The organism is Streptomyces rubradiris (assembly GCF_016860525.1).
Classification (GTDB): domain Bacteria; phylum Actinomycetota; class Actinomycetes; order Streptomycetales; family Streptomycetaceae; genus Streptomyces; species Streptomyces rubradiris.
This window is the reverse complement of record NZ_BNEA01000018.1, coordinates 30,443-56,476: the sequence shown is the minus strand read 5'-3', so window position 1 is coordinate 56,476 and position 26,034 is coordinate 30,443. Positions and strand designations below refer to the sequence as shown.

Here is a 26,034-nt window from a genome sequence, read left to right as displayed (position 1 = left end):
CGACACGGAGACTCCTCATGCGCCCCACGAGCATCGTTCTCGCCGACGACCACGCCCTGTTCCGGGAGACCCTCGCCGACCTGCTGAACACCCAGCCCGCCCTGGCGGTGGTGGGACAGGCCGCCGACGCCGCCCAGGCCGTCCGGTGCGTGGCCGCCGAACGGCCCGATCTGCTGCTGCTCGACCTCCAGATGCCCGGCAGCCATGGTGCGGGCACGGTGCGCGAGATCATCGCCGTCTCTCCGCAGACCCGCGTTCTGTGTCTGTCCGCCCATGCGTACTCCTACCTCGTGGAGGAGATGCTGGCGGCCGGCGCCCGTGGCTTTCTGCACAAGGGCATCGGCAGGGAGGCACTGCTCATGACCCTCTCCCGCACACTCGCCGAGCCCCCGCACACGACCGTGCTGGTCCCGTCGGCCACGGCGGACCACGTGCCGGTCGAGGAACCGCTGTCCCGGCGGGAGCACCAGGCCCTGGTCGGCGCGGCGGCGGCGATGAGCAACCGCCAGATCGCCGACTGGCTCGGCATCACGGAGGGAACGGTCAAACGTCATCTGAACAGCGTCTTCCGCAAGCTGGGCGCGGTGTCCCGGCTGGACGCGGTCAACAAGGCGGTCCGGGCGTCGCTGATCCCCTCTCCGGACGTCCACGCCGTGGCGCCGCGCCGGTCGCCGGGAAGACGGCCCTCCCCGGTGACCGGCGCGCACCCGCTGAGTCGCTCAGCCGGTGGCTGACGACCGGCGCAGCAGGGCCGCGCCCACCGATCCGTCGTGGCCGACGGAGGTGACCAGGCCCCAGTCGGCGGCGCCGCCGGCCGCAGCCGGGGCACCGTCCTCCCAGTGCGCGAGCAGCGCGGCCAGCTGCAGGGCGCCACTGGCGCTGTAGGTCTCCCCGAGCACGTCCTGTACCCGCAGTACCTCGGGTTCGTGCCCGGCCAGCGCCCGGCGGCGGCCACGGGCCTCCACCGCGCTCCAGCCGGGGCCGCTGCTCGCCCCGGCCGAGACGACGCCGATGTCGCCGGGCTCGGCGCCACCGGCCCGCAGCGCGTCCTCGACACAGCGGGCGAGCGCCGCCGCCACCGCGTGCGGCCCCTCGTCCAGCGGAGTGAAGGCCACCTCGCAGGCGGCCAGTTCGGCCAGAGACCCGCCCGGGGCACGCCCGGTGCCGTCGTCCGCCGTCTCCATGACGAACACGGCACTTCCCTCGCCCAGCGCCGGCCGCTCGCCCAGGGCACCACCGCGCTGCCAGGCCCAGGCCGTGTGCGCGCTCAGCTCCTCCACACCTCCCGTCAGCAGCCGGGCGGCCCGGCCGGTCAGCAGGGCGTTGCGGGCGTAGCGCAGCGCGGACAGGGCGGAGATCTGCCCGCCGGCCAGCGAGGCGTTCAGGCCCGTGAAGGAGTGCCGCATGGCCACCTGGCTCGCCCCGTGGTTCAGCAGCAGCCCCGGGAACAGGGCCGGGCTCACCAGGTACGGGCGCTCCGCCACGTAGCTCTCGCGGAAGAACTCCGCGAAGGCCCGGGCACTGCCCGTGCTGGTACCGAGGACCACGCCGGTGTCCGCGCGTTCCCCGGGCCGGCCGGGCTCCGGCAGACCGGCCAGTGCCAGCTCCGCCGCCACCATGCCGAGCGTGGTGGTACGGCTCAGGGCGCGCAGTCCCTTGCGTCCGAGGTGCTCCCGGGGCTCGAAGTCCGGCACCGGCAGCAGCCGTACGCCCGGTGGCGCCGGCTGTCCGTCCAGGGCCTGGGCGCCGTCGTCACCCAGCGGCAACGCGCCCGAACGCACGGCCTCGTACAGGGCCTTGCCGCCGACACCGGCCGCGCTGAGCACCCCGTAACCCGTGATCCGTACGGCGGTGGACTCGGTGGTGCCGCTCATTCGGGCCTCCCCAGCATCACGATGGCGTTGTTGCCGCCGAAGGCGAACCCGTGGTTCTCCACGATCCTCGGCCGGGCGGGGCGTGCCCGGCCGGGCACGCAGTCCAGGTCCGGGCCGAGCGCCGGATCCACCGAGCGGACCGTCGCCGTCGGCGGCAGGAACCCTTCGTACAGGGCCGCGCAGCAGGCCAGCGCGCCGAAGCCGCTGGCGGCTCCCATGGTGTGGCCGAGCATCGACTTGATGGAGCTGATCGGCGGTATCCGGTCGCCGAAGACCTCGCGCACCGCCGCGACCTCGGTGGAGTCGTTGGCGGCCGTCCCGGTGCCGTGTGCGCACACGTAATCGACGTCGTCCGGCTTGACCCCGGCATCGCGGTGCGCCCGGCGGATGCACTCGGCGATACCGTCCCGGTCCGGCTGGGTCGGGTGCTTGGCGTCACAGGTCAGGCCGTAGCCCAGCACCTCGGCGTAGATGCGTGCCCCGCGTGAGACGGCGCTGTCCCACGACTCCAGGACGAGGGCCGCGCCGCCCTCCGCGGTCATGATGCCGCCCCGGTCCTCGTCGAACGGGCGGCACAGGTCGGGGGCGATGGCGCCCAGGCGGTGGAAGCCCGCGTGGGTGGCGCGGTTCACCGCGTCGGCACCACCGGCGATCATGACGTCGGCCGCGCCGCTGCGGATGAGGTCGAACCCGTACCCGATGGCGTAGTTGCTCGCCGAGCAGGCGGTGCCGAACGTCTGCGCCTCGCCGCGCAGGCCCAGTTCGGTGTTGACGGCGGCCGCGATGCGGTCCGCGGAGGCGCGGGCGGCGAGATCCCCGTCGATCCCGCCGATGCCCTGCGCCAGCCACTGCTCGGTCAGTTCCTGGAAGGCCCGCGCCTCCCCGTTGGTGGTGCCCATGGCGCTGCCCGCCCGGGCGGCCGACAGGGCGTCGGTGTCCCAGCCCGCGTCCCGCACGGCGAGCCGGGCGGCCGCGGCGGCGAACTGGCTGCTGCGGCCCCACTTCTCGGCCGGCAGCCGCTCCAGGTGGTCCTGCGGCCGGAAGCCGTGCACCTCGCCCGCCCGGGTGTGCCGGAAGCCGGTGCTGTCGAACGAGCTGATGTCGGTGATGCCGCTGCGGCCCTCGCGGACGGCCGCGGTGAACGCCTCGATACCGGTGCCGAGGCTGCTCACCGCGCCGAGACCGGTGACCGCGACGCGGCGCAGCCCCTGCTCAGACATGCGCGACGGCGGTGGTGTGACGTGCGATCAGTTCGTAGGCGGTGCCGAGGTCGTCGAGGTCGACCAGCTCCTCCTGAGGTATCTCGATGCCCAGCTGCTTCTCGAAGCGGGAGAACATCTCGATGATCAGCAGGGAGTCGGCGTCGAAGTCCTCGACGAAGCTGTGCTGTTCGTCGACCTCGCCGGAGGACACCTCCAGCACGTCTGCGACGATCTCCCGGATGCGGGTGCGCAGCTCGGGGGAGAGTTCCTTGCCCAGGTTGTCCGACATGTTCGTGTTCCCTTCAGCGTGTGGACCCAGCCCGTGGTCCCCGGTCCGCCGTGAAAAATTGCGAGCGGAAATGTGGTTGGCGAATTCATGCTGCCATATCCACAACACCACAGAGAACCCTCATTCCTTGAATCCAACCCCTCTTTTACATCGGTTTGACGCGCATTTCATTTCCGCTGGAAACAATATGGATACCATCGGAACAGAGGGGGCTCCTGTCATGAGAACGACCGCGTCGGTGGGCATCGCCGCGGCGGCCCTGTGGCTGCCGCCGAAGAGGGACGGCGCGCACAGCGCTGTCGCCGAGCAGCGCGTCGAGGGGAACGTGGCGCGCGACCTGGGACACCCCCGGCTGCCGGTCGCCGACGACATCTCCCCGCCCGAGATGGCCGTGCTGGCCGCCCGGCAGGTGCTGCACGGCAGCGGCGTGGCGGCCGCCGACGTGACGCTCCTGCTGCACGCGTGGATGCACTACCAGGGCCACGACCTGTGGTCGCCGGCGCACTACATCGCCCACCAGATCGGCGCGCACAACACCGTGCCGGTCGGGATCCAGCAGATCTGCAACGGTGGCGCGGCCGCCCTGGAACTGGCCGTCGCCCGGCTCTCCCTGGCCGAGGGCTCCCGGCACGCCCTGGTCACCACCGCCGACCGGTTCACCGCGCCCGGATTCGACCGGTGGCGCAGCGACTACGGCGCCGCCTACGGGGACGCGGCCACCGCGGTGCTGCTCAGGCAGCCGGCCGACGCGGGCGACCCCCTGCTGTTGCGGGCCCTGCACACCGCCGCCGCCCCGCATCTGGAGGCCATGCACCGGGGCATGGACCCGTTCGCGCGGCTGCCCCGGGAGAACTCGCCCGTCGTCGATATGCGCCGCACCAAGCGGGACTACCTGCGCGACCACGGGGTCGCCCCGTTCAAGAAGATCAACCGCGAGATGATCCGGTGCGTGGTCCAGGGCGCGCTGCGGGACGCCGGCCTCGCCGCGGACGACCCGCGCATCCGGTTCGTCCTGCTGCCCCGGCTCGGGCTCAAGACGCTGCGGAACGCGTGGATCCCGACGCTGAACGAACTGGTCGCCGCCCGGCCGGTGGACTGGGGGAGCGACACCGGGCACCTGGGCACGGGCGACCTGCCCGCGGGGCTGCACGAGCTGCTGCGCCGTTCCGCGCTCGGCCCCGGTGACATCGGCCTGCTGCTCAACGCGGGCGCCGGCTTCACCTGGTCCTGCGCGGTGGTCGAGGCTCCCGCACCCCGCTGAACCCCGACGACGTGCGGCCGGGGCCGCACCGAGCCCCCGGAGGGTGCCGGTGCGGCCCCGGCCGCCATGCGGAACCACCGCACTGCCGAACCGCCGGGTCACCGCCGGGGCGAGGCCGGCCGGCCCCGGCGGAGACACCGCTCACCGCGGAAACGTCCGCCACGCCCCCGCCGGATGGTGGCGGCCCGGCCGCAGCCAGCCCGGGGCCGGTACGGGCGCGGTGACCGGGTCGCCGGGGGGCGGCCCGGCAGCGCCCCGTGCCAGTACGACGGCGGTGAGCGCGGCCAGTTCGTCGGGGGTGGGGTCACCCCGCACCACGCGCAGGGCGGGCGGAGCGGTGGGTGCCGTGTCCATGGTGGGTGCCTCGCTTCCACTGGGCCGCTGCGGGATCACTCGGTGCCTCCGGTCCTCTGGTCTCGTCCGGTTCCGGTGCTCTGCTCCTGTCCGGTTCCGGTCCTTCGGTCTGGTCCGGCTGCGGCGGTCACATCGGCGGATTGCCGTGCTTGCGGGGCACCAGCTGCTCCTGCTTGGTGCGCAGCACGCGCAGCGCCTCCGCGAGGACCGAGCGGGTGGTGCGCGGGTCGATCACGTCGTCGACCAGACCCCGTTCCGCCGCGTAGTACGGGTGCATCAGCGTCTCCCGGTACTCCTGCGTCAGCTCCCGCCGGGCGGCCTCCGGGTCCTCGGCCGCGGCGACGGCCCGCCGGTGGATGACGTTGACCGCGCCCTCGGCCCCCATCACCGCGATCTCGTTCGTCGGCCAGGCGTACGACAGGTCGCAGCCGATGGAGCGCGAGTCCATGACGATGTACGCGCCGCCGTACGCCTTGCGCAGGATGACCTGGACCCGCGGGACGGTGGCATTGCAGTAGGCGTAGAGCAGCTTCGCGCCGTGGCGGATGATCCCGCCGTGCTCCTGGGCGGTGCCGGGCAGGAAGCCGGGCACGTCCACCAGCGTCACCAGGGGGATGTTGAAGGCGTCGCAGGTCTGGATGAACGCGGCACCCTTCTGGGAGGCCTCGATGTCCAGCACCCCGGCCAGGTGCCGGGGCTGGTTCGCCACCAGGCCGACGGTCTGCCCGTCGATGCGGGCCAGCGCGCACAGCAGGTTCGGCGCCCACCGCTCGTGGACCTCCAGGAACTCCGAGTCGTCCACCAGGCGCGCGATCACCTCGCGCATGTCGTACGGCTGGTTGGGGTCGGCGGGCACCAGGTGCAGCAGCTCCTCGTCCAGGGTGTTCAGCCGGGAGGCGGGCGCGGCGGCCGGCGGCAGCTCGCGGTTGTTGGACGGCAGCAGCGACAGCAGGTAGCGCACGTCCTCCAGGCAGGACTCCTCGTCGTCGTACGCGAAGGCGGCCGCGCCCGAGATCGCGGCATGCAGGTCGGCGCCGCCGAGCTGCTCGTGGCTCACCCGCTCGCCCGTCACCGCCTCCACCACGTCCGGGCCGGTGATGAACATCTGGGAGATGCCGCGCACCATGAACACGAAGTCGGTCAGCGCCGGCGAGTAGGTCGCGCCGCCGGCGCACGGTCCGAGCATCACGCTGATCTGCGGAATCACGCCGGAGGCACGCACGTTGCGGCGAAAGATCCCGCCGTACCCGGCGAGCGCGGAGACGCCCTCCTGGATACGGGCGCCGGCCCCGTCGTTGAGGCTCACCAGCGGCGCGCCGGCCGCGTCGGCCATATCCATGATCTTGTGGATCTTCTCGGCGTGGGACTCGCCCAGCGAGCCGCCGAAGATACGGAAGTCATGGGCGTAGACGAAGACGGTGCGTCCGTGCACCCGGCCCCAGCCGGTGACCACGCCGTCGGTGTGCGGGCGGCGGTCCTCCAGGCCGAAGCCACTGGCCCGGTGCCGGCGCAGCCCCTCGATCTCGGTGAACGTGCCCTCGTCGAACAGCAGCTGAAGCCGCTCGTGCACGGTCAGCTTGCCGCGCGCGTGCTGGGCCTGCGTCGCCGCCGCGCCCGGGCCGCCGCGCACCGCCTGCCTGAGGCGCAGCAGCTCGGCGGTACGCCCCTGCAGGTCCGGACCGGCCGGTGGGGCCGGCGGGGCGAAGGGACGGTCATCCAAAGCGGTCATCGAAACGCACTCCCTTGCGGTGGACGGCGGAGCGGACGGGAAACGCTCCCGAGAAATTTCCCAACAGAATGTGAGACGGCCATGAAAGTTGCCTAAAAGGCGGCCGGGGGCGGTCGGAAACCTCCTCCTACGGCGTTCTTCATGCGGGTTTTACGGCACTTCTACGGCCGCTCGGAATCCTGAGGTGCAGGCCCGATCCGGGGCCGTAGCGCCATTTTCGTGAATCTGCCGAAAGCGGCACCGGGCAAGGAGTTCTTCGCGAATGACAACGTCCATCGAAAAGACCGGGGCGGAACCGGCCCCCGCACTGACCTTCGCCCGTACCATCGACCGCACCCTGGTGCACCGGGCGGCGGTCTCGGAGGTACTGGTCACCGATCTCGTGCAGACGGGGCCGGAGGACTTCCTGGCGGGCGCGCAACTTCCCATCGGGCACGCCTACTTCAGCGACCACGTGCGCACGCCGGTGACCTATGACTTCCTGCTGCTGCTGGAGGCCGCGCGGCAGGCGGGTGTCGCCGCCTCGCACCGCCAGCTGGGCATCTCCCGGCACACCACGTTCCTGGTCAACAGCTGGTCGATCAGGATCGGGGACCCGCGGGTCCTCACGCCGGGGGACCGGCCCGGGGAGCTGGAGCTGGCGGGCGCGGTCACGCCGGTGACCGCGCGCAACGGCCGTCTGCGCGGCGTGAGTTCCTCGGTCGTCCTGAGCATCGCAGGCCGGGAGGCGGCCCGTACCCGCATCGACGTCGGTACGGCGAAGAGCGCCGACTACGGGAAGCTGCGCTACCTGCAACGCCGGTCCACCCCGCCGCTCACCACCGACCTGCTGGACGCGCTGCGCAGCCGCCCGGCCGACGCGGCCGACGTGGGCCGCCACAACCTCGCCAATGTGGTGCTCGGCGAGCCCATCCACCTGGGCGACACGGTCTCCGCGCAGGTGGAGCCGCTGTTCGAGAACAAGAGCCTGTTCGACCACACCTACGACCACATCCCGGCCATGGTGCTCACCGAGGCCGCGCGTCAGCTCGCCCACCTCGCGGGCGTCCCGACCGACGCGACCGTGACCGGCTGCACCGCGGACTTCACCCGGTTCGCCGAGCTGGACTCGCCCCTGGTGGCCACGGCCCGCCTCGCACCGGGCGGTTCGGCCGCCGGCGGCCGAACCGCCTGCGCGGTCGTCTTCGAGCAGGACGGCGCCGAAGCCGGCCGCGTCGTACTGGACTTCACCCCGGCGCACTCCGGGGCCCGCACGGCCAAGGGGCCGGCGTCGTGACCCGGCCGCCCGTACGCGCGGTGTGGACGGACTTCGGCGGGGTGCTCACCCCGCCGATCCCGCGCGACCTGGAGACCTTCTGCCGCCGGACAGGAATCCCCGCGGACGCCTTCCGGACGGCCATGGCCGCGGTGGCGGCGCCGTACGGCGGTGACCTGATGGCGCCGCTGGACACCCCGCTGCTCACCGAGGACGAGTGGGCCGCCCGGATGAACGTCCGGCTGCGCGAACTCGGGGTGGAAGCCGATCTGACCGGCTTCGGTGACCGCTGGTTCGCAGGGCGCGAGACCAACCACGCCTGGCTGGACCATCTCCGTACCCTGCACGACCAGGGGGTGTTCGTCGGCCTGCTGTCCAACATGCCGCCCGCCTGGGACCGGCACTGGCGGCGCATGGTCCCGCCCGACGGGCTCTTCGACGGGCTCGCCCTGTCCTTCCGGGTCGGCGTCCGCAAGCCGCAGCGCGGGATCTTCGAGGCGGCCGCCGAGATGGCGGGGGTCGCGCCCGGGGAGTGCGTCCTCGTCGACGACATCGAGGCCAACTGCGTCGGGGCCGAGGCCGCCGGCTGGCAGGCCGTCCACTTCACCGACACCGACACCGCGGCGGCCGCACTGGCCCGCCGTCTCGCCCGCCCGGCCGGCATGGGCTCGGCGGCCGCCTGAACAGGAGAGCTCATGTCACGCACCGTTCTGGTCACCGGAGGAAACCGGGGGATCGGCCTGACCATCGCGCGCAGCTTCGCCGAGAACGGCGACAAGGTCGCGATCACCCACCGCAGCGGGGAGGCCCCCGAGGGTCTGTTCGGCGTGCGCTGCGACGTACGCGACCCCGAGGCGGCGCGCCGCGCCGTGAACGAGGTCGAGGCGCAGTACGGGCCGGTGGGCGTGCTGGTGGCCAACGCCGGCATCACCCGCGACGCGCTGGCCCCCACCATGCGCGAGGAGGACTTCGAGGACGTCATCGGGACCAACCTCGTCGGGTCCTTCCGGATGGCCCGCCTGGTGTCCCGCTCCATGATCAGCGCCAAGTGGGGCCGTATCGTCTTCATCTCGTCGATCATGGGCTTCCTCGGCTCTCCCGGACAGTCCAACTACGCCGCGTCCAAGTCCGGCATGCTCGGCCTGACCCGGTCGCTCGCCTGGGAACTGGGCTCGCGGAACATCACGGTCAACATGGTCACGCCCGGACTGATCGAGACCGACATGATCCAGGCCGTCACCGACAAGCGGCGCGCCCAGTTGCTGGGCCAGACCCCGCTGCGCCGCACCGGCACCCCGCAGGAGGTCGCCGACGTCGTCACGTTCCTCGCCGGCGACGGCGCCTCCTATGTGACCGGGGCGGCGGTCCCGGTCGGCGGCGGTATCGGCATGGGCCAGTGAGACACGGCCCCGGCGGCCCCTTCCCCCCAGAACCCCCAGCCCCCCACATCCCCTGGGAAACACCCCCGAAGCGTGACCGGCGCGCACCGTGCGCGCAGCGCGTGAGACACGAAAGGACACCGTCATGACGGACGAGGAAGTGCTGAACATCGCCCTGGAGATGGGCAAGATCTTCAACGACGGCGACGAGGAGGTCGCCCGGCGCCTGGTCTCGGAGGATTTCGTCGACTACGAGGCCCCGGAGGGCTCGCCGGTCGGCGCGGAGGCCTACATCCGCACGGCCGGCTGGATGCGCAGCGTCTGGGAGAACGCCCGCTGGGAGGTCGTCGACGCCTTCGCCAAGGGCGACAAGGCCCTGATCCGCCTGATCTTCTCGGGCCGTCAGGTCGCCGACTTCATGGGCGTTCCCGCCACGGGCAAGGAGGTACGAGTCCAGCACCTGCACGTGTACCGGATCGCCGACGGCAAGGTGGTGCAGCACTGGGCCGTCCGTGACGACCTGGAGCTCTTCCGCCAGCTCGGCGCGTGGGACAAGCCGCTGTCGGGAGCACCGAAGCCCGTGCCCGCGGCCTGATCCGACGTCACCACGCCCCCGGGGCGGCATCCGCATCGCGGATGCCGCCCTTTCGTGTTTGTCCGGCGCGGATGTCAGGAGCGAGCGGGGCCCAGCCCGTTGAGCAGCGTGTCGACCACCGCGGCCGCCAGCCCGTCCGGGTCGGCGGAGGTCTCGGCCTGCACCTGGATGGCCTGCTCGATCAGGGCGTGGTACACCCGCCGGGCCCACTCGAGATCCGCGTCGGGGCGCAGCAGACCGGCCTGTTGGGCCCGGTCGAGCAGGAGGTGGCCCTTGGCGAAGATGCGCTCGTGTGCGGCGGCGGCCTCCGGGGCGCGCAGCTGGGGCTGACCGACGGTGTACCGCCAGCCGCTCTTCACCTGGATCACGTTGGCGGTGATCTGGTGCAGCGCCACCAGCGGTGGTGCCGTCTCCGGGCGGCCTACGTCGATGGCCTCCTCGACCTGCCGGAAGGCGTGCACCGCCATCGCGTCGATCAGTGCCTCGCGGGAGGCGAAACGGCGGTGGAGCGTGGTGCGGGCGACGCCGGCGGCGGCGGCGATCTGGGCGAGGCTCGCGGTGGGGTCCTCGCCGAGCACTCGCTCGGCCACCTCCAGGATCGTCCGCACGGTCCGTTCGGCATCGGCACGCAGTGGCCTGTCTCTCGTCATCGTCTCGGTCACGTCGTGGCCGCCTCTCGTGTAGCGGATGGGTCGTACCCCGTCGTACCCCAGTTTAGGTGACACCAAAGATGCAGGACAAGCATTAGTTGCATCTCCAGTGTTGCAAGTAGCCATTTCTCTGGTACGTTGATGTTGCAGTTCAGCGGAGACATGCAACTACCGAGGAGTGAATCCCTATGTCGCAGGAGCAGCAGGACTGGATCGAGGCGTACGACTACGTGCAGGGCGCCCAGGCCGCGGGCCCGGCCGAGCTGCAGCAGGTCGGGGTGCTCAAGGTCGGCCGCCGGGACGCCCGCCGCGTCCTGGTCCTGCTCGGCGGCCGCGAAGGCGGCGCCGGGGTGTTCCGCCACACGGCGCGGACCCTGGCGAGCGCCGCGGACGACCTGCAGGTATGGGCCGTGGACCGCCGCGAGCAGAATCTCGCCGACCTCTCCGGCTTCGCGGACACCCCCGAGCAGGCCACCGAGTACTACCTCGGCGGTCACTACCAGGTGCAGGACCCGGCCGCGTCGGCCTTCGCCGCCCAGTGGGGCCTTGAGGTCCTCCTGGAAGACCTGCGCCGAGTGGTCCTCGCCGCCGCCGACGGCGGCCGGCGCGATGTGGTCCTCGGGGGCGTGTCCGTCGGCGGCAGCGAGGCCCTGCTGTACGCCGCGTGGGACTTCGACGGCACCCCCGGCTACCGCGACCTGGCCGGACTGGCCGTCGTCGACGGCGGTGTCCTCAACGCCTACTCGGGCGCCGGCATGGAGTTCAACCTGCCCGTGGAGGCCGCCAAGGGCTGGCTCGCGGCGATCGAGTCCGGCGCCGTGTTCGAGGACTTCACCAGCGTCACCACCGGCCTCGGCACCCGCCCGGAGTCGGCGGCCGTCTGGTTCCAGCTCGCCGCCCGGCACGCCCTGGCCGACCCCGACGGCCCCGCGGCGCTCGCCGACCGGGTCCCCGAGGTATTCCGCACCGACGGCAAGCTGACCAACGCCGGCCTGTTCGGGCGACTGGTCGATGCCGCGCACGCCCACCCGTCGTACTCGGTCCGCGCGGGCCACCTGGACGACAGCGGCTCATGGGTCGACGGCGGCCCCACCCGGCTGCACACCGTCGCCGAGGCGTTCGCCGGCCCCCGCCCCGGCGCCTGGCTCTGGTACACCCTCAACCGCGTGATGCTCGACCTCGTCGCGGCCATCGACTTCAAGGAAACCGAGCTCACCCGCCTGCTCGGCCTGCGCGTGGCACACGCCGAGGCCATCGACGTCCCGCTCTACACCTTCCAGTCCGGTCTGACCAACGGCACCACCGGACAGGCCGCGGCGGCCGTCACCGCCGCCAGCCGCATCCCCGAGCTGTCGCTCTTCTCCGACCCGGCGCTCACCCACCAGGACGTCGTCTACGCCCAGTGGGAGGACAACCGCTTCCTGCAGACCCTCTCCCAGTTCCTGCGCACACTGCCCCGGCACACGAACTGACGACCGGCTGCCCCGGGCAGCGCGTCCCCGCAGACCGGGGCGGCAGGGGTCCACCCCCGTCCCCCTGCCGCCCCTTCCCCGACCGCCCCCACCGCCTTGCCGGCACCCGAGACCAAGGAGAGCTTCGATGGCTGCCGCCGCCACCACCCCCGAGGCGCCGCCCCGCGCGGGCCTCACCATCTTCGCCCTGTGCCTGGCCGTGTTCGTCGTCCCCTACGGCCTCAGCAGCGCACCGGTCGCGCTCCCCGCGATGGGCCGCGACCTCGACGCCGGAGTGGTGTCGCTGAACTGGGTCGTCAACGCCTACAACATCACCGCCGCCAGCTTCATGATGGCGGCCGGGTCGATCGCCGACCGTATCGGCCGCAAGCGGGTGTTCTCCTTCGGCGTCGCGACGTACGGCGTCTCCGCCCTGATCGGTGCGCTCGCCACCGACGTCCTGCTGCTGAACGTCGCCCGGGCCGTGGCCGGTGTGGCCGCCGCCGCCATGATGACCGCCGGCGTGTCGGTCATGGCGAACATGTTCCACGGCGCCGCCCGCACCAAGGCGTTCGCGTTCGTCGGCGTCACCATCGGCGCCGGTCTCGCCATCGGCCCGACCAGCTCGGGCCTGCTCGTCTCCGAGCTGGGCTGGCGCTCCATCTTCTGGGTGCAGTTCGCCATCGCCGTGGCGTCCATGTTCGGACTGAAGCTGGTGCAGGAGTCCAAGGACCCCGAAGCGCACGCCGTGGACTGGGCCGGCACCGTGACCTTCACCCTCGCCCTGTTCTGCTTCACCCTCGGCGTCATCCAGGGCCCGGTCTGGGGCTGGGGCAGCGCCGAGGTGCTGGGCCTGTTCGCCGGCTGCGTGCTGCTGCTGGCCGGGTTCGTCCTGATCGAGCGCCGCCAGCGGTTCCCGATGTTCGACCTCTCCCTGTTCGCCGAACCGCGGTTCATGGCGGTCAACCTGCTCGCCACCGCCGTCTCCTTCGGCTTCGTCGGCCTGATGGTGCTGCTGCCCTCGTACCTGGTCGGCGCCAACGGGCTCACCGACAGCGCGGCCGGCCTGACGATGCTGCTGCTCACCGCTCCGGTGCTGGCCTTCCCGCTGGTCTCCGGGCGCCTGGTGCAGGCGGGTGTGTCGATGCGGCCCATTCTCAGCGGCAGCCTCGTTCTCGTCGCCGCCGGACTGGCCTGGCTGACCACCGTCCACCCCGGCATCGGCCTGCTCGGGCTCACCGGTCCGCTGCTGCTGGTCGGCACCGGTGTCGGCCTGATCTACGGCCTGATGGACGGCGCCGCGGTGAGCACCGTCCCGCCGAACAAGGTCGGCATGGCCAGCGGCATGTTCAACACCATCCGCCTGGCCACCGAGGCGGTCGCGGTCGCCGGCATGGTCGCCGCCCTGATGTCCCTGCTCCAGCAGCGCCTCGCCGACGGTCTGGGCCGCTACACCGAGGGCACGAACCTCACTCCCCGCAGCGTCACCGACAGCGTCTCCAGCGGCAACCTCGAAGCCGTGGTCGACCAGGCGCCGTCCGCGAACCGCGACGCCCTCGCCGACTTCCTCGGACAGGGCTACACGCACGGCTTCCAGATCGTGCTGTGGGGCACCGTCGTGGTCTGCCTGGCCGGCGCGGTCGTCCTGCATCTCATCCTCACCGACCGCCCGGCGGCCGAGGCACCGGCCGACACTCCCGCCGAGCCGGCCGACCGGAGCGCGCTGCGGGAGTCCGCCGACGCGACGCTCTGAGCCCCCCGCGAACACCGCGGCCCTTCGGCCGGACCGCGGGATTCGCTCTGAGCCCCCGCGAACACCGCGGCCCTTCGGCCGGACCGCGGGATGTGACCTCCCCGCCCGGCGGGCGCCCGGTACACGACACCGGGCGCCCGCCGACTGCGTGCCCCCGACCACAGGAGCAGCCATGACACTCCTCACCCACGGCCCCGGCCCGCGCACCCGGACGGCCCCCACCGGGCCCGTCGGCCACAAGGTCCCCGCGCGGCCGGGGGCGCCGGCCGGCCCCGGCCGGCCCTCCGCTGCGACGAGTGCCGCCCGTACCGGCACCACCGCCTCCGGCCTCACCGACACCCTCCTGCTCGGGCCGCTCCCGGCCACCGCCCTGGCGCTGTGCCGGCTCGACGAGCCTCACGTGCCGGTGACTCTGCATCCCGAGGAGCGGCGGCTGGCAGGCGCTCTGCCACCGGCCCGGCGGCCCGACTTCATCGCGGGCCGGACCGCGGCGGCACGGGCGTTGGGTGCGCTGGGGATCGGCGGGCCGGTGCTGCGGGACGGGCGACGGCCCGTGTTCCCGGCCGGGGTGCGCGGCTCCATCAGTCACTGCGTGGGGCACATAGGGGTGAGCCTCGTCAGCGTCCATCCTCGGGTGATCGCGACCGGCACGGACCTGGAGCGCACCGATCGGCTCGGCCCGGACGCCGCACGGTTGGTGTGCACTCCGCACGAGCGCGAGTGGGTGCGGCGGGCGCGCCGCCCGGAGAGCCGGCTGTCCGTCGTGTTCTCCGCCAAAGAGGCCGTCTACAAGGCTCTGTCCGCGCTCGGCACGCCCGCACCCGTCTTCCACGACGTCGAGTTGCGGGTGGCCGACGGCCGACTCCACGCACACGTCGCCCGTGGCCTGCTGCCCGCCGGCTGCCGGCTCATCGGCTGGGTACGGCTGCTTCCCGGCAACCACGTCATGACCTCGGTGGCGGTGCTCTCCGACGGCGGGCGGCCGGGCGGGGAAACCACGGTGGCATCCTTCGATGTGCTCTGAGTCAACCTAAGGGTCATTTTCTTGCCGATCCCCTTACCCGGATGGAAGGGTTGCATTCCGTTGGTGCCCGTAAAGCGATGCGAGTCCAGCGGGGGGATCTGTGCTGAAGTTCAGCGTTCTGGGGCCTTTGGAAATACGAGTCGACAACGAGAAGATTTCGATTCCGCGTGGCCCGAAAGTCCGTCAACTGCTTTCTCTTCTGGTTCTTCAGGCCGGGTCGGTCGTGCCCCACGGAATCCTGGTCGACGAACTGTGGGGCAAGAACCCGCCGAAGACCGCGCTTTCCACGGTGCGCACCCATGTCTACCACCTTCGGAAAATCCTCGGCCAGGAGATCGCCGGGGTCGCCGGGGTCAACCTGATCGACACGTGGTCCGCCGGCTACGTACTGCGCGCGGTACACGAGCAGGTCGACGCGGAGGCGTTTCTCCGGCTGGCCCGGCAGGGGGAGACCCTGCTGCACGCCGGCAACGCCGGTGAGGCGTCCCGGGTGCTGTCCCGGGCGCTGGAGATGTGGAGCGGGGGCGTCCTGACCGATGTCAGCTGCGGTCCCGTGCTGATGCAGCACGTGCGGCATCTCCAGGAGATGTACATGCGGGTGCTGCAACAACGGATCGAGGCGGACATGCGACTCGGCCGGCACGGCGGGCTCGCGGCGGAACTCAGAAGCCTCGTCGTCCGCCATCCGCTCAACGAGTGGCTGCACGGCCAGCTCATCACCGCCCTCTGCCTGAGCGGCCGCCGTGGTGACGCCCTGCACGCCTACCAGGAACTCCGCGGAATACTCCAGGAGGAACTCGGCCTGGATCCGTCCCGCGCCGTTCAGCAGATACAGCAGGTCATCCTGTCCGGAGACGAGAGTATGCTCCAAAACCCGTTGGGCTGGCAGTACGGGGCGGCCGTCGAACAACTTCCCAATGCCTCCTGAAGAGCACTGCATAAGCATGACGTTCATCTATGAAGTTCCCACAGAATTCCAGCTCTGACCGAGGAGGGAAACGTGCGCAAGGTGCTCATCGCCAACCGTGGCGAAATCGCTGTCCGCGTGGCACGGGCCTGCCGGGACGCCGGGATCGCGAGCGTGGCCGTCTACGCCGACCCGGACCGGGACGCTCTGCATGTCCGTGCCGCGGATGAGGCGTTCGCCCTGGGCGGTGACACCCCGGCCACCAGCTATCTCGTCATCGACAAGATCCTGAACGCCGCCCGCGAGTCCGGCGCGGACGCGATCCACCCCGGCTACGGCTTCCTGTCGGAGAACGCCGAGTTCGCGCAGGCCGTGCTGGACGCCGGGCTGATCTGGATCGGCCCGCCCCCGCAGGCGATCCGCGACCTGGGTGACAAGGTCGCCGCCCGGCACATCGCCCAGCGCGCCGGCGCCCCCCTGGTCGCCGGTACGCCCGACCCGGTGAGCGGTGCGGACGAGGTCGTGGCCTTCGCCCGCGAGCACGGCCTGCCGATCGCGATCAAGGCCGCCTTCGGTGGTGGCGGGCGCGGCCTGAAGGTCGCCCGCACCCTGGAAGAGGTCCCCGAGCTGTACGACTCGGCCGTGCGTGAGGCGGTCGCCGCGTTCGGGCGTGGTGAGTGCTTCGTGGAGCGGTACCTGGACCGGCCGCGGCATGTGGAGACGCAGTGCCTGGCCGACAAGCACGGCAACGTCGTCGTGGTCTCCACCCGTGACTGCTCCCTGCAGCGCCGCCACCAGAAACTGGTCGAGGAAGCCCCCGCCCCGTTCCTGTCCGAGGAGCAGATGGCGGAGCTGTACCGGGCGTCGAAGGCCATCTTGAAGGAGGCCGGTTACGAGGGTGCGGGCACGTGTGAGTTCCTCGTCGGGCAGGACGGCACGATCTCCTTCCTGGAGGTCAACACCCGCCTGCAGGTCGAGCACCCGGTCACCGAGGAGGTCGCCGGCATCGACCTGGTGCGCGAGATGTTCCGTATCGCCGACGGTGAGGAACTGGGCTACGACGACCCGGTGCTGCGCGGTCACTCCTTCGAGTTCCGGATCAACGGCGAGGACCCGGGCCGGGGTTTCCTGCCCGCCCCCGGCACCGTCACCGCCTTTGAGGCACCTTCCGGTCCGGGTGTGCGGCTGGACGCGGGTGTGGAGGCCGGCAGTGTGATCGGCCCGGCCTGGGACTCGCTGCTGGCCAAGCTGATCGTGACCGGCCGCACCCGCAAGGAGGCCCTTGAGCGGGCCGCCCGCGCGCTGGAGGAGTTCTGTGTCGAGGGCATGGCCACCGCCGTTCCCTTCCACCGCAAGGTCGTCACCGACCCCGCCTTCGCCCCCGAACTGACCGGCTCCGACGAGCCGTTCATGGTCCATACCCGGTGGATCGAGACCGAGTTCGTCAACGACATCAAGCCTTTCACCGCCCCGGCCGATGCCGAGGCCGACGAGGAGTCGGCCCGTGAGACGGTCGTGGTCGAGGTCGGCGGCAAGCGCCTGGAGGTCTCCCTCCCGGCGTCCCTGGGCATGAGCCTGGCCCGTACCGGGCTCGCGGCCGGGGCCAAGCCCAAGCGGCGCGCGGCGAAGAAGTCCGGCCCCGTCGCCTCCGGCGACACCCTGACCTCCCCCATGCAGGGCACCATCGTCAAGATCGCCGTCGAGGAGGGCCAGGAAGTCGAGGAAGGCGACCTGGTCGTCGTCCTGGAGGCCATGAAGATGGAACAGCCCCTCAACGCCCACAAGGCCGGCACCATCAAGGGCCTGACCGCCGAAGTCGGCGCCTCCCTGACCCCTGGTGCCGCCATCTGCGAGATCAAGGACTGAGCCACGCTCCCGTCCTTCACTTTCCCTCTCCCCACCTCTTTCAAGGAGTCACCATGCCTGGAACCACGCGCCGTTGGCGTGCGTCCGTCGCCGCCTCGGGAGTTCTCGCCGTCGCGGCGGCCGTGACGCTGTCCCTCGCCCCGGCGGCCCAGTCCGCCGAGCCGCTGCCGTCTCGGAGCACAGCGCCGGTGTCCGCGTTTCCGGAGGTGATCCAGGGCGTCGGTCACGCGATCCACCCCGAGGGCTTCGCCTGGGACCCGACCCGGAACGCGTTCCTGGTCGGTTCCCTGCGCTACGGAACGATCTCCGTCGTGGGCGCCGACGGCATACCGCACACCCTGGTCGACGACCCCAGCCTGATCGCGACCGGCGGCATCCGGGTCGACCCGGCCCGCAACCGCCTTCTGGCGACCTACGGCGATGTCTACGCCGGGCCGAACGCCCTGCTCAGCGTCGGTTCCAGCCCGCAGACCCGCGGCCACTACGCCGGTGTGGCCATCTTCGACCTGACCACAGGGGCCCTGAAGAAGCGCGTCGATCTCAGCCAGTCGCCGGGCCTCCACCTGGCCAACGACCTCGTTCTCGACCCGGCGGGCAACGCCTACGTCACCGACTCCTTCACGGGCAGGATCTTCAAGGTGACCCCGTCCGGCACCGCGTCGACGTTCGCCTACGACGAGAAGATCGACGCCGGTTACGACTCCACCGGCATGCCCAACGTCGGTGTCAACGGCATCGTCTACCACCCGGCCGGCTTCCTCATCACCGTCCGCTACGACACCGGCCAGCTCTTCCGCATCCCGCTGAACGAGCCCGGCGCCGTGACGGAGATCAAGCTGGACCGCCGTATCCCCGGCACCGACGGCATGGCGCTCGGCACGGACGGAACCTTGTACGCGGCCACCAACACGATCCGCTCCAACGGCGTCGACGCCCTGATGAAGCTCCGCTCGGACGACTGCTGGAAGAGCGCCCGCGTCGTGAGCGAACAGGCGTCCCCGGAGGTGGCCCCCACGACGATGGCCCTCACGCCGTTCGGTGACTACGTCCTCAGCAGCAACGTCAACGTCCTTTTCCAGAGCGGCGGTACGGAGACCCGGGACGGCTTCGTCCTGCGCCGCTACTGACACCACGGGAGGTACGGGCCATGGCGCTCGACCAGTCCTTCGTGGGGCGGAGTTACCCGCCCACCGCGCCCTACGAGGTAGGCCGGGAGAAGATCCGCGAGTTCGCCGAGGCGGTCGGGGACGCCCATCCGGCGTACACGGACGGGGAGGCCGCGAAGGCGCTCGGTCACCCCGATGTGATCGCCCCGCCGACCTTCGTGTTCGGCATCACCTTCAAGGCCGCCGGGCAGGCCGTCACCGACCCACGGCTCGGCCTGGACTACAGCCGCGTGGTGCACGGCGACCAGAGGTTCGCCTACGTCCGCCCCATCCGCGCCGGCGACCGGCTCACGGTCACCTCCACCGTCGAGTCGGTCAAGTCCCTGGCGGGCAACGACGTCCTGGACATCCGCGGTGAGGTGCACGACGAGACGGGCGAGCACGTGGTGACCGCCTGGACCACGCTCGTGGCGCGTGCGGCAGAGGAGGACTGAGATGACTGCGAAGGTTCCGTACGCGGACGTCGAGGTCGGCACCGAGCTGCCCGCGCGGTCCTTCCCCGTGACCCGCGCCGCCCTCGTCCGGTACGCGGGCGCCTCCGGCGACTTCAACCCCATCCACTGGAACGAGAAGTTCGCCAAGGAGGTCGGCCTGCCCGACGTCATCGCCCACGGCATGTTCACCATGGCCGAGGCGATCCGCGTGGTCACCGACTGGACGGGCGACCCCGGTGCCGTCGTCGAGTACGGCGTCCGCTTCACCAGGCCCGTCGTCGTCCCCAACGACGACAAGGGCACCGCGATCGAAGTCAGCGGCAAAGTCACCGCCAAGCTCGACGACAACACGGTCCGCGTCGTCCTCACGGCGACCTGCACCGGGCAGAAGGTGCTGGGCATGTCCCGGGCCGTCGTACGACTGGCCTGACACCCGCTCCCGGCTTCCGCCCCTCCCACCCCTCCCACAGGAGAACGATGCTCCAGCGCCGGCTGTCCACCCTCGCCGTCTCGGCCCTCGGGCTTGGCTGCATGGGGATGAGCGACCTCTACGGCCCCGGCGACGACACCGAGTCGATCGCCACCATCAGGCACGCCCTCGATCAGGGGGTTACTCTGCTCGACACCGCGGACATGTACGGGCCGTTCACCAACGAGCGGGTCGTGGGCCGGGCGATCGCGGGCCGTCGGGACGAGGTCGTGCTCGCGACCAAGTTCGGCATCGAGCGCCTGCCGGACGGCACCCTCAGGGGCGTCAACGGCCGCCCCGACTACGTACGGTCGGCCTGTGACGCCTCCCTGCGACGCCTCGGCGTCGACCACATCGACCTCTACTACCAGCACCGCATCGACCCGACGGTCCCCGTCGAGGAGACCTGGGGCGCGCTTGCCGGACTGGTCGCCGCGGGGAAGGTGCGTCACCTGGGCATCTCCGAGGCCGCACCGGCAACGGTCCGGCGAGCTCACGCGGTCCACCCCGTCACCGCGGGTCAATACGAGTACTCCCTGTTCAGCCGCGGTATCGAGGACGAGCACCTGCCCACCCTGCGGGAGCTGGGCATCGGACTCGTCGCCTACGCCCCCATGGGGCGCGGCCTGCTCACGGGCACGGTGACGAGCCCCGACGCCTTCCCCGAGGGCGACGTCCGCCGGCTGGCGCCGCGTTTCCAGGAGAGCAGCCTGGTCACCAACCTCGCCCTCGTCGAGCGGCTGCGCGAACTCGCCGACACGGTGGACGCCACGCCCGCCCAGCTCGCCCTCGCCTGGCTGCTGCACCAAGGCCCCGATGTCGTACCCATCCCGGGCACCAAGCGGCGCGGCTACCTCGACGAGAACCTGCGGGCGGCCGGCATGTCCCTCACCGGCGAACTCGCCCGGGCCGTGACAGAGGCGATACCCGCCGACGCCGTCGTCGGCGAGCGCTACGACGCGGCGCGGATGGCCACCCTGAACCTGTGACCCGCGGGCCCTTCCCCGGCGCCCGCGTGCCGGCCATACCCGGCAGCGCCCGGACCTTCCGATCTCACGTATGACCGGATCAACCCCATGTCCTCGAAAGGCAGGACCACGACATGACCATCACCGTCCTCGGTGCCACGGGAGCCACCGGCCGCCTGGTCGTCCAGCAGCTCCTCAGTCTGGGCCACCCGGTGCTCGGCGCCGTCCGCAAGCCGGAGAAGGCCGCCAAGTCGGCCGTCGGCGGCATCGAGTTCGTCGCGTTCGACCTGGCGGACCCCGGCCGCCGGTTCGAGGAGGTCTTCGCCGCGACCGAGATCGTCGTCAACGCCGCCGCCACCCGCACCATGACCAAGAAGCAGGCCGACCTGATCGACCGGCAGGGCGTCATCGCGGCCATCGACGCGGCGGCCTCCGCAGGCGTGAAGCGGTGGATCCAAGTGTCCATGATGGGCAGCGGCGACCCCGCGCGGCTGCCGAGGTATCTGCGGGCCACCGGGCAGGCCAAGGACGCGGCCGACGCCCATCTCGCGGAATCGGGCATGACCTGGACGGTCATCCGTCCGCCGTGGCTCACCGACGGTGCCGCCACAGGCCGGATCACGGTCGGCGAGCAGGTGCCCGAGGGGTCCCTGACCCGGGCAGACCTCGCCGCCGTCGCCGTCGCCTCGCTGGACATCGCCGCCACCCACAACCGGCTCTTCGAGGTGACCGGAGGAGGCCGCCCCGTCACGGAGTCCCTGATGACCCTGGGCTGAGCCGCCACGAAGCCGCGCCGGAACGCCGCGCCCGCGGAGGCCGGCCCCGCCAGGGCGGTCACCGGTCCCGGTCCGGGGTAGACGACGATCACGACAACCGGGAAACCGATCACGGAAAGGAGACGAGCCGTGCGGAAGGGTGAACAGATCACCGGTGCGGCGCGTGCGAAGCTCGCGCGGGAGATGAAGGAGCAGTACGAGGGCGGCAGGTCGATACGGGCCATCGCCGAGGCTTACGGCCGGTCGTACGGGTTCGTCCACCGCGTCCTCACCGAGACGGACGTCTCCCTGCGCAGCCGGGGCGGGGAACACCCGCACCGGCGCCTCGGCACGCCCGCCCGCTCAGGCCGGTAGCCGTCCCCCGCCGAGCGGCTGCCGCGCCCCGGCCGACCGGGCTCCTGGCCCACCGCGCCGGCTCCGGCCCGGCACCGGCGCCGCCCACCCCGCCCGACGAGCAGCTCGTTCACACCACCCCGGGCGCGCCCTACGGCGACCCCAGCGGTGACTGGACGGGCATCCGTTGCGTCGACGCCTGCTGAGCCACACGCCGAGCCATGAGGGGCGGCCCGCCGGACCGCCCCTCGTCTCGTTCGCCTGGGTTCTACGGTTCCCGGGCCACCGGGATCAGGTCACGCTCCGCGGTCCGTTCGGTCAGGCTGTACCCGAGCTGCGGCACGACCAGCGACGACCAGCCGCGCAGATCGGCGCTCGCCCGCGCCGAGCTCATCGAGATCAACGGCGGCCCGGCTCTGGCGTTCAGCGCCCCGGACCGGGTGATCGCCACCGTCACCTTCGACTTCGACGCAGACGGTCGTATCACCGCCGTCCACAACGTCGCCGACCCCGGCAAACTCCAGGCCATCGTGGACGGCGCCGCCCGCGACATCGCGACGCGGTGAGCGCGAACGGCACAGGGATCGCCGGCTTCGCTCGTGCCCGCTCTCGCGGTTGCTGCTGCCTGACGCACCCTTCCGACCCGGCTGCCGACGGCACGCCGTTGACCCCGGGGCGCGCGCGAGGGGGCTTGGGACCTGGTGAGGCCGGGTAGTGCGCGGGGGCGCCGGGCAGCCCCCGCCGGAGAGCACTCCGAGGGGGGCCGCGCGCCGGCGGGGTCAGGGAGACGGGGCGACCTGGAGGTGGACGCCCGCGGTGGCCTTGGCGGCGGTTTCCATCGCCTCCGTGGGGGTCGCGCCCAGGGCGATGGCGTAGCCGACACGGTCCTCGGAGCTGTGGAGTTCCGAGAGGCCGGAGCCGGGCACGCGCTCGAAGTCCCAGCGCAGGACGCCGTCCACGGGGGTGAAAGCGAGGCCCGTGAGGGTGCCGGCGGCCGGAGGCGTCACGAAGCTGATCGCCGCCGCCGGCGCGGCCGGGTCCGGGCGCAGCGCGGGAGGCGAGCCCAGCAGGGCCGCTATCGCACGCTCGTACTGGTCCTGGCCCGTGGCCAGTTCGACGAGTTCCGGGATGCAGTCGCCGCCGACCCTGGTGTGCGTCTCGATGACGACGGGGCCGTGCACCGGGTCCAGCCGCAGTTCGGTGTGGCTGGCGCCGTGGCTGATCTCCAGCCGGTCCAGGACGCAGCGCACCGCTTCCCGGAGCCGCTCGGCGTCGCCCTCCGGCAGCGGGGCCGGCACCACGTGGCCCGTTTCCACGAAACCGGGGCTTCCCGTGGTCTGCTTCGCCGTGATCGCCAAAACGGTGTGCCGGCCGGCCGCGCTGACCGCCTCGACGCTGAACTCGGGGCCGTCCGCGGCGCGTTCGACGATGTAGCGGACGTCGCCCGGCCGCTCGCCGGCCGTCCCGCTCGCCGGGGGCCCGGCCGTCACCGTCGCCAGCCACCGCTCCAGGTCCGCGTACGACGCGAGTGCCGTCACCCCGGCGCTGCCCGCCCCGTCGGCCGGCTTGACGACCCAGGGGGTGCCGTCGGGCTCGGCGCGTACCGCGGTGGCGACGTCGTCGGGCGTACCGGCCGCGTAAGGCCAGGCGTAGGGGGTGCCGGCGAGCAGCCGGCGCATCGCCGCCTTGTCACGGGCGCGGGCCGCCGCGGCCGGGGAGACCGAGACCAGCCCCAGCCCGGTGGCGACGCGGGCGCAGACTTCCTGGGCGAACTCGGTGAAGGAGACCACCAGGCGGGGCGGCCCCAGTTCGGCGACCAGACCGTCCACGGCGGACCTGACCGCGTCGTGGTCGGTGATCCGGCAGAAGATCACGCGCTCCGCGTGCGCGGAGACCTCGCGGGGCACCGCCACGCCCGGTGGTACCAGCACCACGGGCCGGTGGCCGTGCAGGGCGATCGCTCTCGCCCCGCCCGGGCTAGGCCCGAGCAGACACATCCACGTCATGGACACTCCCTTCGTGACCGCCGAGCGGCTTGTCGGACGTACGCCGGCCGCCCCAGGACATGGCCAGACCGGTGAGCAGGGCGAGGGCGGCGGCACCCCAGTACGGCGCGGCCGCGGGCGACAGCGCCCCGGAGGCGGAGCGGTGGACCACCAGCAGCGTGCCGAGCCAGGCACCGACCGACTCGGCGGCGCCCCACGCGACACCCGCGAGGGCGTAGGCCGCCGTGGTGGTCAAGGTCCCGCGGCGCTCGCCGACCTGGGCGTCGTACAGCGGACTCCACACCAGTTCGGACAGGGTGAACAGCACCATCGCCCCGAGGAGCAGGCCGAGTCCGGCCGAGCGGCCGAGCGCGAACAACAGGACGGCGGCGGCGAGGACCACGTTGGCCGCGAAGCACAGGATGCCGAAACCTCCGCGCGGGCGGTTCAGCACCCGGCGGCACAGCGCGGACACCGGCACCTGCAGCACCACCACCAGCACGGCGTTCAGGGTGAACACCAGGCCCAGGTCGCGGGCGCCGACCGTGTCGCCCAGGTAGGCCGGAAGGACGTCGAAGACTTGCGCGTACGCCACCCACGTACCGCACACCAGCAGCGAGAAGGCCACGAACCGGCGCTGCGGCAGCCACCGGCCCCGGCCGCCCCCGCCGGCCGGCTGCGGGCGCTCGGACGCCCGCCAGGCGCCCGGCAGCGCGGGTACCACGGTCAGTGCCACCAGGTCGAGCGCCGCCGCCGCGAGCGGCAGCCGGTCCGCATGCCACTCCAGGAGCGCGCCGCCGATGACCGGTCCCACCGCGGAACCGGCGTTGACGGCCATGTTGAGATAGCTGAACCCGCGCAGCCGCTGATCCGGCGGGAACGCGGCGATCTGGGCCTTCATCGCCGTGGTCGCCATCGCCAGGAACAGGCCGACCAGCGCGGCGAGCACCAGCCAGCAGGAGGCCGGCAGCCGCAGGCCCGACCCGAGCGCGCAGAAGGCGACGACCGCCCCCAGATAGCCGGCGCCCACCGAGGCTTTGAGCCCCAGCCGGTGGATCAGGGGCACCAGCAGCACCCCGCCGGCCCGGTTGGCCAGGATCGAGGAGCCCACCACGAGACCGGCGTCGGTCCCGGACAGGCCGCGGTCGTCCACCAGCCACAGCCCGAGGTAGGGCAGCACGGCGAAGAAGCCGGCGCAGCTCGTCGTCCGCGCCACGACCAGTGCGGTGAGCTGCCGGGCACTGAGCGGACCGCCGCCGTCGCCGGGGCCGGCCCCCGTGGCCGTCGGGGGCCGCTCCTCGCTCACCACCGCCGTGACTCCCCGAAGAAGCCGGGCAGCGGCGTCAGCCGGTCCTCGTCGAGCGCCCTGCGGTACAGCCAGTGGCCGACCGCCAGATCGAGGACGCCGAGGCCGAACGGTGAGAAGACGGCGGGCCGCTGCGGGTCCCGTGCCACCCGGCCCCGCAGCACACCGGCGAGCGTGCCGGTGACGAAGTCCCGCCGGCCGGTGAGCTGTTCGGCCAGGTGCGGCGATGTGTTGGCCTTCATGCAGTGCTCGATGTCGTCGAGGATGTTGTCGGCCCCGAGCAGGGTCTCCGGCGCGAGGTCCCGCAGCGAGATGTTCAGCACCAGCTGACCGGGGCGGAAGCGGTACTCGGCAGGTACGTACGGGGCCAGCGCGGTGGTCGCGAACAGCACCAGATCGCAGTCCAGGGCGTCCTCCAGCCCGCTCTCGCGGGCGTCGGAGGCATACCGGTCGCGCAGGTGCCCCGTCAGGGCACCGGCCGACGCCGGATCGATGTCGTGGCAGCGGACCTGGCCGAGCGGGACACCCGCCGCGTGCAGGTACTGGCAGACGGTGCGGGCGATCACACCGCCGCCCACGACGCCGACGGTCCGGGGCGGAGCGACGCTCAACGCGGTGCACGCGAGTGCCGCCGACGCCGCCGTGCGTGCCGCGCTGATCCCGGCCGCCTCCAGCAGGGCCACCGGGCGGCCGGTGCCGTAGTCGTTGAGGACCAGCACCGCCGAGGCCCGCGGCTCGCCTCTGGCGACATTGGCCGGGAAGCTGCTGATCCACTTGATGCCCGCCATGCCGACCTCGCCACCGAGATAGGCGGGCAGGGCGATGATGCGCGAGTCGGGCTTCTCGGGGAAGCGCAGGAAGTAGCTGTCCGGGTTCACGCTGTCGCCCGCGTCGTGCGCCAGATAGGCCTCGCGCACCCGCTCGATCACCTCCTTCTCGTGACCGGTCAGCAGCGCGCCGACGTCCTTGCCGCCCAGCACCGAGAACTCTGCCATCGGCGTCCCCTTC

The 26,034-nt window shown here is 72.1% G+C and carries 26 protein-coding genes and 1 pseudogene; 18 read left to right on the top strand and 9 right to left on the bottom strand.

Going from position 1 to position 26,034, the window contains the following annotated elements:
- Nucleotides 1–17 precede the first annotated feature (17 nt).
- The gene (locus Srubr_RS39505; RefSeq protein ID WP_189998009.1) at nucleotides 18–734 is read left to right on the top strand and encodes a response regulator; all 717 of its coding nucleotides are present in this window, start codon (nucleotides 18–20) and stop codon (nucleotides 732–734) included.
- On the opposite strand, the gene Srubr_RS39500 is transcribed toward Srubr_RS39505, so the two are convergent.
- From Srubr_RS39500 to Srubr_RS39490, 3 genes are read right to left on the bottom strand one after another with little or no spacing between them, the layout of a single operon-like run.
- Complete coding sequence (locus Srubr_RS39500; protein ID WP_189998010.1) at nucleotides 720–1,874, bottom strand: beta-ketoacyl synthase N-terminal-like domain-containing protein; 1,155 nt, start codon at nucleotides 1,872–1,874, stop codon at nucleotides 720–722. The genes Srubr_RS39505 and Srubr_RS39500 overlap by 15 nt on opposite strands.
- The gene (locus tag Srubr_RS39495) at nucleotides 1,871–3,094 is read right to left on the bottom strand and encodes a beta-ketoacyl-[acyl-carrier-protein] synthase family protein (protein WP_189998011.1); all 1,224 of its coding nucleotides are present in this window, start codon (nucleotides 3,092–3,094) and stop codon (nucleotides 1,871–1,873) included. Before Srubr_RS39495 ends, Srubr_RS39500 begins: the two co-directional genes overlap by 4 nt.
- Nucleotides 3,087–3,365 carry an acyl carrier protein gene (locus Srubr_RS39490; RefSeq protein ID WP_189998012.1) on the bottom strand — a complete coding sequence of 93 codons (279 nt, stop codon included), beginning with the start codon at nucleotides 3,363–3,365 and terminating at the stop codon, nucleotides 3,087–3,089. Before Srubr_RS39490 ends, Srubr_RS39495 begins: the two co-directional genes overlap by 8 nt.
- Before the next feature lie 220 nt (nucleotides 3,366–3,585).
- Here Srubr_RS39490 and Srubr_RS39485 point away from each other — a divergent pair, with 220 nt between their 5' ends.
- Nucleotides 3,586–4,626: a ketoacyl-ACP synthase III family protein gene (locus Srubr_RS39485; protein ID WP_189998013.1), complete on the top strand. Its 1,041-nt coding sequence runs from the start codon at nucleotides 3,586–3,588 to the stop codon at nucleotides 4,624–4,626.
- A 141-nt stretch (nucleotides 4,627–4,767) separates the two neighbouring features.
- On the opposite strand, the gene Srubr_RS39480 is transcribed toward Srubr_RS39485, so the two are convergent.
- Together Srubr_RS39480 and Srubr_RS39475 are read right to left on the bottom strand one after the other, a co-directional pair.
- Nucleotides 4,768–4,980 carry an acyl-CoA carboxylase subunit epsilon gene (locus Srubr_RS39480; RefSeq protein ID WP_189998014.1) on the bottom strand — a complete coding sequence of 71 codons (213 nt, stop codon included), beginning with the start codon at nucleotides 4,978–4,980 and terminating at the stop codon, nucleotides 4,768–4,770.
- Nucleotides 4,981–5,107: 127 nt separating this feature from the next.
- Nucleotides 5,108–6,709, bottom strand: a complete 1,602-nt coding sequence (locus tag Srubr_RS39475; RefSeq protein WP_189998015.1) for an acyl-CoA carboxylase subunit beta — start codon at nucleotides 6,707–6,709, stop codon at nucleotides 5,108–5,110.
- Nucleotides 6,710–6,971: 262 nt separating this feature from the next.
- Here Srubr_RS39475 and Srubr_RS39470 point away from each other — a divergent pair, with 262 nt between their 5' ends.
- The 4 genes from Srubr_RS39470 (at nucleotide 6,972) to Srubr_RS39455 (ending at nucleotide 9,938) form a co-directional block, all read left to right on the top strand.
- On the top strand, nucleotides 6,972–7,985 hold the full coding sequence (locus tag Srubr_RS39470; RefSeq protein WP_189998016.1) for an AfsA-related hotdog domain-containing protein: 1,014 nt from the start codon (nucleotides 6,972–6,974) through the stop codon (nucleotides 7,983–7,985).
- Nucleotides 7,982–8,647 (top strand): HAD family hydrolase, encoded by a 666-nt coding sequence (locus Srubr_RS39465; protein WP_189998017.1) that lies wholly within the window; start codon nucleotides 7,982–7,984, stop codon nucleotides 8,645–8,647. The genes Srubr_RS39470 and Srubr_RS39465 overlap by 4 nt, the downstream gene beginning before the upstream one ends.
- 12 nt (nucleotides 8,648–8,659) lie before the next feature.
- Nucleotides 8,660–9,364: a 3-oxoacyl-ACP reductase FabG gene (fabG, locus tag Srubr_RS39460; RefSeq protein ID WP_189998018.1), complete on the top strand. Its 705-nt coding sequence runs from the start codon at nucleotides 8,660–8,662 to the stop codon at nucleotides 9,362–9,364.
- A gap of 124 nt (nucleotides 9,365–9,488) precedes the next feature.
- Nucleotides 9,489–9,938 carry an ester cyclase gene (locus Srubr_RS39455; protein WP_203855101.1) on the top strand — a complete coding sequence of 150 codons (450 nt, stop codon included), beginning with the start codon at nucleotides 9,489–9,491 and terminating at the stop codon, nucleotides 9,936–9,938.
- Between the two features lie 74 nt (nucleotides 9,939–10,012).
- Here the strand turns inward: Srubr_RS39455 and Srubr_RS39450 are convergent, their stop codons facing one another.
- Nucleotides 10,013–10,600 (bottom strand): TetR/AcrR family transcriptional regulator, encoded by a 588-nt coding sequence (locus Srubr_RS39450; RefSeq protein WP_308439941.1) that lies wholly within the window; start codon nucleotides 10,598–10,600, stop codon nucleotides 10,013–10,015.
- A 176-nt stretch (nucleotides 10,601–10,776) separates the two neighbouring features.
- Between Srubr_RS39450 and Srubr_RS39445 the strand changes: the two genes are divergently transcribed.
- The 12 genes and pseudogenes from Srubr_RS39445 to Srubr_RS39390 all read left to right on the top strand — a co-directional run.
- Complete coding sequence (locus Srubr_RS39445; protein WP_229926895.1) at nucleotides 10,777–12,060, top strand: alpha/beta hydrolase; 1,284 nt, start codon at nucleotides 10,777–10,779, stop codon at nucleotides 12,058–12,060.
- A 127-nt stretch (nucleotides 12,061–12,187) separates the two neighbouring features.
- Nucleotides 12,188–13,792, top strand: a complete 1,605-nt coding sequence (locus tag Srubr_RS39440; protein ID WP_189998019.1) for an MFS transporter — start codon at nucleotides 12,188–12,190, stop codon at nucleotides 13,790–13,792.
- Nucleotides 13,793–13,964: 172 nt separating this feature from the next.
- Nucleotides 13,965–14,816: a 4'-phosphopantetheinyl transferase superfamily protein gene (locus tag Srubr_RS39435; RefSeq protein ID WP_189998020.1), complete on the top strand. Its 852-nt coding sequence runs from the start codon at nucleotides 13,965–13,967 to the stop codon at nucleotides 14,814–14,816.
- Between the two features lie 100 nt (nucleotides 14,817–14,916).
- On the top strand, nucleotides 14,917–15,744 hold the full coding sequence (locus Srubr_RS39430; protein WP_189998021.1) for an AfsR/SARP family transcriptional regulator: 828 nt from the start codon (nucleotides 14,917–14,919) through the stop codon (nucleotides 15,742–15,744).
- Nucleotides 15,745–15,816: 72 nt separating this feature from the next.
- On the top strand, nucleotides 15,817–17,589 hold the full coding sequence (locus tag Srubr_RS39425) for an ATP-binding protein (protein WP_189998022.1): 1,773 nt from the start codon (nucleotides 15,817–15,819) through the stop codon (nucleotides 17,587–17,589).
- A gap of 53 nt (nucleotides 17,590–17,642) precedes the next feature.
- Entirely contained in the window at nucleotides 17,643–18,716 is a 1,074-nt protein-coding gene (locus Srubr_RS39420; protein WP_189998023.1) for an SMP-30/gluconolactonase/LRE family protein, read from the top strand.
- 20 nt (nucleotides 18,717–18,736) lie between these two features.
- Nucleotides 18,737–19,189: a MaoC family dehydratase N-terminal domain-containing protein gene (locus Srubr_RS39415; protein ID WP_189998024.1), complete on the top strand. Its 453-nt coding sequence runs from the start codon at nucleotides 18,737–18,739 to the stop codon at nucleotides 19,187–19,189.
- 1 nt (nucleotide 19,190) lies between these two features.
- Nucleotides 19,191–19,619, top strand: a complete 429-nt coding sequence (locus Srubr_RS39410) for a MaoC family dehydratase (protein ID WP_189998025.1) — start codon at nucleotides 19,191–19,193, stop codon at nucleotides 19,617–19,619.
- Nucleotides 19,620–19,666: 47 nt separating this feature from the next.
- On the top strand, nucleotides 19,667–20,647 hold the full coding sequence (locus Srubr_RS39405; RefSeq protein WP_189998026.1) for an aldo/keto reductase: 981 nt from the start codon (nucleotides 19,667–19,669) through the stop codon (nucleotides 20,645–20,647).
- A 113-nt stretch (nucleotides 20,648–20,760) separates the two neighbouring features.
- Nucleotides 20,761–21,402: an SDR family oxidoreductase gene (locus Srubr_RS39400; RefSeq protein ID WP_189998027.1), complete on the top strand. Its 642-nt coding sequence runs from the start codon at nucleotides 20,761–20,763 to the stop codon at nucleotides 21,400–21,402.
- Nucleotides 21,403–21,531: 129 nt separating this feature from the next.
- Nucleotides 21,532–21,756, top strand: coding sequence for a helix-turn-helix domain-containing protein (locus tag Srubr_RS39395; RefSeq protein ID WP_189998028.1), 225 nt, complete (start codon nucleotides 21,532–21,534; stop codon nucleotides 21,754–21,756).
- 359 nt (nucleotides 21,757–22,115) lie between these two features.
- Nucleotides 22,116–22,301 (top strand): annotated as a pseudogene (locus Srubr_RS39390) (RNA polymerase subunit sigma-24); the annotation flags it as partial.
- A 213-nt stretch (nucleotides 22,302–22,514) separates the two neighbouring features.
- Here Srubr_RS39390 and Srubr_RS39385 read toward each other — a convergent pair.
- The 3 genes from Srubr_RS39385 to sbnB are packed head-to-tail and all read right to left on the bottom strand — an operon-like array spanning nucleotide 22,515 to nucleotide 26,021.
- Entirely contained in the window at nucleotides 22,515–23,741 is a 1,227-nt protein-coding gene (locus tag Srubr_RS39385; RefSeq protein WP_189998029.1) for an ATP-grasp domain-containing protein, read from the bottom strand.
- Nucleotides 23,713–25,029 carry an MFS transporter gene (locus Srubr_RS39380; protein WP_189998030.1) on the bottom strand — a complete coding sequence of 439 codons (1,317 nt, stop codon included), beginning with the start codon at nucleotides 25,027–25,029 and terminating at the stop codon, nucleotides 23,713–23,715. The genes Srubr_RS39385 and Srubr_RS39380 overlap by 29 nt, the downstream gene beginning before the upstream one ends.
- Complete coding sequence (gene sbnB, locus Srubr_RS39375) at nucleotides 25,023–26,021, bottom strand: 2,3-diaminopropionate biosynthesis protein SbnB (protein WP_189998031.1); 999 nt, start codon at nucleotides 26,019–26,021, stop codon at nucleotides 25,023–25,025. The genes Srubr_RS39380 and sbnB overlap by 7 nt, the downstream gene beginning before the upstream one ends.
- Nucleotides 26,022–26,034 lie beyond the last annotated feature (13 nt).

Excerpts from the sequence above, each read along its gene's own strand:
- Srubr_RS39485 (WP_189998013.1), top strand. The coding sequence starts at position 3,586 with ATGAGAACGACCGCGTCGGTGGGCATCGCCGCGGCGGCCCTGTGGCTG.
- Srubr_RS39475 (WP_189998015.1), bottom strand. The coding sequence starts at position 6,709 with ATGACCGCTTTGGATGACCGTCCCTTCGCCCCGCCGGCCCCACCGGCC.
- Srubr_RS39495 (WP_189998011.1), bottom strand. The coding sequence starts at position 3,094 with ATGTCTGAGCAGGGGCTGCGCCGCGTCGCGGTCACCGGTCTCGGCGCG.
- Srubr_RS39415 (WP_189998024.1), top strand. The coding sequence starts at position 18,737 with ATGGCGCTCGACCAGTCCTTCGTGGGGCGGAGTTACCCGCCCACCGCG.
- Srubr_RS39410 (WP_189998025.1), top strand. The coding sequence starts at position 19,191 with ATGACTGCGAAGGTTCCGTACGCGGACGTCGAGGTCGGCACCGAGCTG.
- Srubr_RS39420 (WP_189998023.1), top strand. The coding sequence starts at position 17,643 with ATGCCTGGAACCACGCGCCGTTGGCGTGCGTCCGTCGCCGCCTCGGGA.
- sbnB (WP_189998031.1), bottom strand. The coding sequence starts at position 26,021 with ATGGCAGAGTTCTCGGTGCTGGGCGGCAAGGACGTCGGCGCGCTGCTG.
- Srubr_RS39445 (WP_229926895.1), top strand. The coding sequence starts at position 10,777 with ATGTCGCAGGAGCAGCAGGACTGGATCGAGGCGTACGACTACGTGCAG.
- Srubr_RS39455 (WP_203855101.1), top strand. The coding sequence starts at position 9,489 with ATGACGGACGAGGAAGTGCTGAACATCGCCCTGGAGATGGGCAAGATC.
- Srubr_RS39400 (WP_189998027.1), top strand. The coding sequence starts at position 20,761 with ATGACCATCACCGTCCTCGGTGCCACGGGAGCCACCGGCCGCCTGGTC.
- Srubr_RS39385 (WP_189998029.1), bottom strand. The coding sequence starts at position 23,741 with ATGACGTGGATGTGTCTGCTCGGGCCTAGCCCGGGCGGGGCGAGAGCG.
- Srubr_RS39435 (WP_189998020.1), top strand. The coding sequence starts at position 13,965 with ATGACACTCCTCACCCACGGCCCCGGCCCGCGCACCCGGACGGCCCCC.
- Srubr_RS39480 (WP_189998014.1), bottom strand. The coding sequence starts at position 4,980 with ATGGACACGGCACCCACCGCTCCGCCCGCCCTGCGCGTGGTGCGGGGT.
- Srubr_RS39500 (WP_189998010.1), bottom strand. The coding sequence starts at position 1,874 with ATGAGCGGCACCACCGAGTCCACCGCCGTACGGATCACGGGTTACGGG.
- fabG (WP_189998018.1), top strand. The coding sequence starts at position 8,660 with ATGTCACGCACCGTTCTGGTCACCGGAGGAAACCGGGGGATCGGCCTG.
- Srubr_RS39505 (WP_189998009.1), top strand. The coding sequence starts at position 18 with ATGCGCCCCACGAGCATCGTTCTCGCCGACGACCACGCCCTGTTCCGG.
- Srubr_RS39490 (WP_189998012.1), bottom strand. The coding sequence starts at position 3,365 with ATGTCGGACAACCTGGGCAAGGAACTCTCCCCCGAGCTGCGCACCCGC.
- Srubr_RS39470 (WP_189998016.1), top strand. The coding sequence starts at position 6,972 with ATGACAACGTCCATCGAAAAGACCGGGGCGGAACCGGCCCCCGCACTG.
- Srubr_RS39440 (WP_189998019.1), top strand. The coding sequence starts at position 12,188 with ATGGCTGCCGCCGCCACCACCCCCGAGGCGCCGCCCCGCGCGGGCCTC.
- Srubr_RS39405 (WP_189998026.1), top strand. The coding sequence starts at position 19,667 with ATGCTCCAGCGCCGGCTGTCCACCCTCGCCGTCTCGGCCCTCGGGCTT.